We start from the raw sequence: 5,030 nt of genomic DNA on the forward strand, positions 1-5,030 counted from the left end.
GACGTCATGACGGCCTCTGTGCGCAGCGGGTTGATCTCCGAGACGGCGCCGACGAACGTGGTCTTGCCCACGCCGAAGCCGCCCGCCACCACGATTTTCGCGGAGGTGGTGGAGCGGGAAGGACCGCCGCTAGAGCTTGCGAAGTCCACTGAGCACCCTTTCGAGCAGTGTCACGTCTGGCTGGCCACCGGCGTTCTCGTCGCCGCCGGGCTGATGGATGGCGACCAGGCCCGCCTCCGCCAAGTCGGCGACGAGGATCCTGGCCACGCCGAGGGGGATCGTCAGCAGGGCCGAGATCTCGGCCACCGACTTGATCTCCCGGCACAGGTTGCAGATCCGCTGATGCTCGGGCAGCTGGCCCTGCATCTGGTGCGGAGCAGCGGTGGTGTGCACCAGTGCCTCGATGGCGAGCTGGTAGCGCGGGCGGGTCCGGCCGCCGGTCATGGCGTACGGACGCACCAGGGGGTTGTGGGACGCCGCCGGAGCCGGTTCGGGGCGGCGCTGCGGCTGGACCGGCTGGATGCGCGGGGCCTGAGGCTGGTCGTACGGCGACGGTCCCGGCCCCTGCGGGGCGTAGGGCTGCCGGTGACCGGGGGTGGAGGGGAAGTCGTAACGGTTCGCCGAACCGTCGCCCTGCCCCTGGACAGGGCCGTACGACCAGTTACCCGAAGACGAACCGCCTGGGGGTGTTGCCACTTTCTCCTCCTCCGACTGCGCCGGGCACCCATCCTTGTGGGGAGCCGCGTCCCGAAACCTTACGGCCCCGGGACGCGAACACGCATCGTCCGTTGATTAGTTGAGAAGGCTGCCCTGGAGCTCCGCACGGAGATCCGGGGTGAGGACCGTGCCCGCGCGGTCCACCAGAAGGGCCATCTCGTACCCGATGAGGCCGATGTCCGCCTCCGGGTGCGCCAGGACGGCGAGCGACGAACCGTCGGAGATGGACATGATGAAGAGGAATCCCCGCTCCATCTCCACAACCGTCTGGTTCACGCTGCCTCCCTCGAAGATCCGGGAGGCGCCTGCCGTCAGAGACGTCAGACCGGAGGCGACGGCCGCGAGCTGGTCGGCGCGGTCGCGGGGAAAGCCTTCGGACATCGCCAGAAGGAGTCCGTCGGCGGAGACCACCACCGTGTGGGACACCCCCGGGGTGTTGTCCACGAAGTTGGTGATCAACCAGTTCAGGTTCTGTGCCGCCTGGCTCATCGGGCTCACACTAACGCTCCTGGTCGTAGGTGCTGTCAGGACCGAAGCCCTGGCCGTTCGTTTCACTGCCTGCGCTGCGTCCGCGCTGGACGCCCCTGCGCAGGTTGCTCAGCCTGCCCCGGACGTCCTCCGGGGCGCGGGAGACCTGTGGGCCTCCCTGGGGGGTCGATTCGGCGGAACCCTCGACCAAGTTGGCCTTGGGGACCCGCCGCGGCAGGCCGGAAGCGGTGACTCCGCCTGCCTTGGGCTTCCGGAGCTGGGCGGCCTGCTGCCACCGCTCGTCGTTCGCCGAGCGCCAGCCGCTGTCGCCGCCTGTCCCCGGGGCGCTGCCCGGTGCGGGAGCCGGCGTCTCCTGCTGCGTGCGCGCCGTTCCGTTCGCGGAGCCGGCGCCGTGGGAACCGCTCGCGGCGGAACCCCGGCGGGGCAGCCCGGCGTCGGTCAGCTCGTGCGCCGCGGGAGATGCCGTATCCGGACGGTCGAAGCCTACGCGGTTCCGCTCACTCGCGTCAGCGGCCTGCGAGGATTCCGTTTCCGCAGCGTACTGGGCCGGATAGCCGTTCTGGTAGCCGTCCTGCTGGGGCCAGTCGTCCTGGTAGGACGGGGCCTGCGCAGACTCCGCATACGCGGACCCGGACGCCGCCTCCGGGTAGCCGCCGGCGGCGGAGAAACCGTCGTTCTGCTGCTGCTCGCCGTTCGGCGCGTAGTACTGCTCGCCGTACGGCTTCTCGTACGAGGCCGAGTGCGACTCGGTGTAGGTCTCCTGGTACGGCTGCTCCGGGAACTGCTGCTCCTGGTACGCGGGCTGCTGCTGTTCCTGGTACGGCGCCTGCTGCTCCGGGAACTGCTGCTCCTGGTGCGCCTGCTGCTGCTCCTGGTACGGCGCCTGCTGCTGCTCCTGGTACGGCTGCTGCCCGTCGAAGTACGCGGCGGCGTCGGCGGCCTCGTGCCGGCGCTCGTCGGCCTGCTGGCCGTGGGCCTGGGCCTCCAGCGCGGCGCGGCGCTCCTCGCGCATCAGCGAGCGGTTGACCGGGTCCAGCCCGCGGGCGTCGTCGGGGACCTCCGCGTACCGGCTGTCGTCGAAGCCGAGCTCGGCGGCGGTGCGCAGGGCCGGCTGCTGCTGTCCGAAGTCCTCACCCTGGAACTGCTGCTCCGGGATGATCTGCGAGACCGTGAACTCCTCGCGGTCCAGCGGCGCCTCGCCGCCACCGCCGTGCGTGATCGCGTCCGGCAGCATGACCAGCGAGGTCGTGCCGGCCTGCTCGCCCGAAGGGCGCAGCTGGACCCGGATGCCGTGCCGGTCGGACAGCCGGCCGACCACGAACAGGCCCATGCGCTGGGAGATCGCGGCGTCCACGGTCGGCGGGTTGGCCAGCTTGTGGTTGATGTCCGCGAAGTCCTCGGCGGTGAGACCGATGCCCTTGTCGTGGATCTCGATCATGATACGGCCGTCGGGGAGACGGGTCGCCGTCACCCGCACCTTGGTCTGCGGGGAGGAGAACGTGGTCGCGTTCTCCAGCAGCTCGGCCAGCAGGTGCACGAGGTCGGTGACCGCGCGGCCGTGGATCTCGGCCTCCGGCACGCCGGACAGCTCGATGCGCTCGTACTGCTCCACCTCGGAGGAGGCGGCGCGCAGCACGTCGACCAGCGGGACCGGCTGGTCCCAGCGGCGGCCCGGCTCCTCGCCGGCGAGGACCAGCAGGTTCTCGCCGTTGCGGCGCATACGGGTGGCCAGGTGGTCCAGCTTGAAGAGGTTCTCCAGCTGGTCCGGGTCGGCCTCGTTGTTCTCCAGGTCGGTGATCAGGGTCAGCTGGCCCTCGATCAGCGACTGGTTGCGGCGCGACAGGTTGGTGAAGATCGCGTTGATGTTGCCCCGCAGCAGCGCCTGCTCGGAGGCGAGCCGCACCGCCTCGCGGTGGACCTGGTCGAAGGCGCGGGCGACCTCGCCGATCTCGTCCTTGGAGGTGATCGGGATCGGCGCGACCCGGGTGTCGACCCGGCCGGGGTCGGTCCGGGAGAGCTGGTCGACCAGCATCGGCAGGCGCTGCTCGGCGATGCCGAAGGCGGCGTTGCGCAGCTGGCGCATCGAGCGGCTCATCTGGCGGGCCACCAGGCCGGCCAGGATGAACGCGGCCAGCAGGGCGATCACGACGAAGGCGCCGGTGATGAACGCGGAGGTCTTCGCGTCGTCGGCGATGACGGAGGCCTCGTTCACCGCCTTGTCGGCGAGGTCCGACTCGATCTGCCGGTAGACCTTGTACTTGAGCGTGTTCACCGCCCACCAGTTCTCGGCGGTGATACCGCCCGCGGCGAGCTCCTGGCGGGTGGCGGCGCTGGTGTCCTTCAGCTGGACCAGCGCGGCCACCATCTTGGACGGGTCGGACGGCGGGGGAACGTAGTTCGGGTTCTGCGCCTTGGCCTTCTCCGCCAGGGCCGCGGCGTCCGTCTTCAGCTTCGCCTGCGCGTCGGTCAGCTTCTGCGCGTCGGCCTCGGTGCCACCGCCGATGTACTCCTCCCGGGCGATGCGCTCCAGGTAGGCGTACGAGGACAGGGAGACCCGCTGCGTCGCCAGGTTCGGCGCGTCCGGGCCGGGCTTGACCAGCAGGTGGGTGCCGATCGACCGCTCCAGCGACAGCGCCGCCTTGGTCAGGGAGATGGCGTAGACGGTACGGCCGTAGGACGTGATGTTGCCGGTGCCCAGACCGAGTTCGTTGGCGAACTCCATCAGGGGGTGGCTGACCTCGATGTAGCCCTCTTCGGTCTGCACACCGGTCACCTTGGAGGTGTACGCCACCTGCCGCAGCTGGACCAGGTTGGGCTCGACCTCGCGGAACAGCTTCAGCCGGCGCTCCAGGCCCGACTTGCCCGGCATGCTCTTCGCCGCCTGGTCGAAGGCGTCGGCGGCCTGGTCGGTGGCCTTGCGGGCGTTGTCGACGGCGGTCTTGCCGGCGGCGTCCTTGCGGTTCAGCAGCAGGGGGGCCGCGGTGACGTCACGCTCGTTCTCGAGGGCGTCGGCGTAGGTGAGGGCGGCACGCACCAGACGGGCGGTGTTCTCTGCGTCACGGGCCTGCTGCCAGGTGTCGATCGAGTTGTTCACCTGGAAGCCGCCCATGACGAGACCGACCGCCACGGGTATGAGCAGGATGGCGTTCAGACGGGTGGGCACCCGCCAGTTACGCGGTGAGAAACGGCCGCCGCCGGCCGCGGGAGTGGCCGCCGGCTCCGCTGCGGGCACGGGGGTGGGCGCCGCAGCGCGCGGCGGCGGGGTGAAGTTGCCCCGCGCCGACGGCTCGGGACCGTTCTTGCTTCGCCTCACTCGACCAACAACCTCTCGGCGGTCGGCACCTTCGTCGTGCCGCAGTCTCTCAGAGCCCGGTTCGTCATCGACAGCTCAGTTCGAACTCAGTACGTCTTTGACCATTGGGCAGTTCAGGCATTCCAGCACGTGGACCAGCGCAGTTCCAAACAGTGAAAGCCCCGTGACGGCGCGGTTGCGCCCCGCAGATAAAACGGTCATAAAGAGCGAGCCCCGCCAAAAGGCGGGGCGTTCGTGCGCACAGCGGCACCGCCCGACCGCGTCGCGTGGCGATGCCGGGCGATTCCTCTGCCGAACTGTTATCAACACCGGAGCCGACCGTGTCAAAGGCCACAGTCGGCTCCGGTCCGATCACGACAACTGCCATGGCGCACGTCGTACTTGAGCGCTACCTCAGCCGCGCCATCAGGGCGTGCTCCACCAGGGTGATCAGCGCGCTCTTGGCGTCCGCGCGGTGGCGGGCGTCGGTGGTGATGATCGGGGTGTCGGGGCCGATCTGCAGGGCCTCGCG

The 5,030-nt window shown here is 69.9% G+C and carries 3 protein-coding genes and 2 pseudogenes; all 5 read right to left on the reverse strand.

Annotation, left to right across the window (positions count from 1 at the left end; all coding sequences use genetic code 11):
• Positions 1 to 149 (reverse strand): annotated as a pseudogene (locus ABZ261_RS29335) (ATP-binding protein); the annotation flags it as partial.
• Positions 130 to 696 carry a DUF742 domain-containing protein gene (locus tag ABZ261_RS29340; protein WP_356864352.1) on the reverse strand — a complete coding sequence of 189 codons (567 nt, stop codon included), beginning with the start codon at positions 694 to 696 and terminating at the stop codon, positions 130 to 132. The gene ABZ261_RS29340 and the pseudogene ABZ261_RS29335, both read right to left, overlap by 20 nt.
• Before the next feature lie 96 nt (positions 697 to 792).
• Complete coding sequence (locus tag ABZ261_RS29345; RefSeq protein ID WP_004983065.1) at positions 793 to 1,206, reverse strand: roadblock/LC7 domain-containing protein; 414 nt, start codon at positions 1,204 to 1,206, stop codon at positions 793 to 795.
• A 10-nt stretch (positions 1,207 to 1,216) separates the two neighbouring features.
• Positions 1,217 to 4,519, reverse strand: coding sequence for a nitrate- and nitrite sensing domain-containing protein (locus ABZ261_RS29350; RefSeq protein ID WP_356864354.1), 3,303 nt, complete (start codon positions 4,517 to 4,519; stop codon positions 1,217 to 1,219).
• A 388-nt stretch (positions 4,520 to 4,907) separates the two neighbouring features.
• Positions 4,908 to 5,030 (reverse strand): annotated as a pseudogene (locus ABZ261_RS29355) (ATP-binding protein); the annotation flags it as partial.

The sequence above is a fragment of the Streptomyces sp. NPDC006193 genome (genome assembly GCF_040613915.1).
GTDB lineage: Bacteria > Actinomycetota > Actinomycetes > Streptomycetales > Streptomycetaceae > Streptomyces.